Origin of the sequence: Paramuribaculum intestinale, assembly GCF_003024925.1 — a bacterium.
Classification (GTDB): Bacteria; Bacteroidota; Bacteroidia; order Bacteroidales; family Muribaculaceae; genus Paramuribaculum; species Paramuribaculum intestinale.
This window is the reverse complement of the sequence record NZ_PUED01000313.1, coordinates 1-1,786: the sequence shown is the minus strand read 5'-3', so window position 1 is coordinate 1,786 and position 1,786 is coordinate 1. Positions and strand designations below refer to the sequence as shown.

Sequence of the window (1,786 nt, the reverse complement as noted above, 5' to 3'; positions counted from 1 at the left end):
TCCCGTAACCGTGCATATGATATAGGTGTAAAGCCAGTCGTGCGACGGCATCCACCAGCATCCCATGAAAAGGAAAAATCCTCCGACACAGGCGGCGATGATATGTTTCCACTTTATGCCTTCTTTCTTAACGCCTTTTGTTCCGAAGCACGATATGGCAAGCAACATCAGCGCGAACCATTTGGCGTTATTGGGATTATTGAACATACCGCAATTGTTGTTCAGATTATTCAGAATCTTGTATGCGGTTATGTAAAACCAGTTGCTGTCCACTACTTTAAGTCCCGTGTACCACAATAGGTTTGCGGCGACAATAACGAAACTTATGCCCCTGACAAAATCCATGATTTTTGCCAAGGCTCTCAGGTCATCTTCCTGCTGGCTCATTTTTTATATCGGTTGTTTTGAAAAATTAAAACTTCGGTCTGCGACCTTTTTTCTTTCTGCGCTGCATGGCACGGTAGAAGGCTTCTTCCTCCGGGTCATAGCCGGGCCCGACTTGGAACAGGTCAAGGCCGGGTATAGAAGGCATATAATCGGAGTTGTCTGTATGGGCATGACCATGACGGGAATCAGTCCGGGCTTCGGGCTGAGGCTGTGATTGGCTTCGGGAACTATCCGAGTCTGTTTGATTTCGGTTCTCGTTGCCTGCTGTGCGAGCATTGTCTTCCGGAATATCTTGAACAGGCACAACAGGCGTATCAACCGCGGGCCCTCCATTGAAACGCTGTTCAAAAGCGTTGGCAGAGAACTCCCTGCCCAATCTTGAACCATTGAGGACACACTTCGTATTATGGTCGATGAATGTCGCCCCGTATATCCGTCCTTCGGCTGTGTATCGGAACACTACATCAATCTTCTCGGCTTTCAGCCGCTCAATAAAGTCCTCTTTGCCGGATGACCGTATGAGAACGGAAGCCACAATCCGTTTTGTGCGCTGTGCCAACGCCTTATCGTCAATCTCTTTTTTCGCCCGCTCAAACCTGCCGTCTATGGCTGTACGGCTTGCAAATCTGCCGAGTCTTGAAGCCTTGAAGGGATTGGCGATTACCTTTCCGTTATCATCTGTGGCGAAATATACCAATCCATGATACTCGCGACCGTTCACCCGCCCGTCCGTCTGCTCCGCCTTTACATTATATAAGGAGAGAATGGCGTTGAACTCGCCCATTGTCTGGAAGCGGTAGCGCATACCCACCAGCTTGACCGTGTTGGCGACCTGACGTTTCAGATCGTCGGCAGGGTCAATTTTCATGATTGGAGTATCGGGAGAAACCCTCTGACGCTCGGCAGGTTTCAGGTCATATTTCTTTTCAAGTTCGCGGCAGATGTCCTTGCTGCGATAGAAATTATTTTTGTCCGACACCGCCTTTCCGTCAGTGCCTACCCGCAACGCCACTATATGGATATGGTGGCGGTCGATGTCTTCGTGTTTGAAAATTAAATAAGGCATATCGCCTAATCCCATCTTCTGCATATATTCATGCGCCAGCCGGGTATAATCGGTGTCGCTCAACCTGTCATCGGGATGCGGATTGAGAGATATGTGCATCATCGGCCTCTCCGTCTTGGTATGCGCCGGCATCCAACGCTGAAAATCCTCATAAACCCTATGCGTGTTGACCGACCCCGAACCGTCATTGTATATTTTGTTGGTATCGAGCAAGCGGCCTTTCTCCTTGTTTATCTTTTCAGCGTTGTAAGTCAGGGCGGCATAAAGCGAGTTGCCTAACGAGATTTTTGCGACCATGCCTCATCGAATTGCCGGGCAAGCTCCACAATCTGT

The 1,786-nt window shown here is 49.2% G+C and carries 2 protein-coding genes; both read right to left on the bottom strand.

Annotation, left to right across the window (positions count from 1 at the left end):
* Positions 1 to 387, bottom strand: a 387-nt coding sequence (locus C5O24_RS13085) for a YWFCY domain-containing protein (protein WP_205961130.1), incomplete at its 3' end; no start/stop codon positions are given.
* 25 nt (positions 388 to 412) lie between these two features.
* Positions 413 to 1,750 (bottom strand): conjugal transfer protein MobB, encoded by a 1,338-nt coding sequence (gene mobB, locus C5O24_RS13080; RefSeq protein WP_107681956.1) that lies wholly within the window; start codon positions 1,748 to 1,750, stop codon positions 413 to 415.
* Positions 1,751 to 1,786 lie beyond the last annotated feature (36 nt).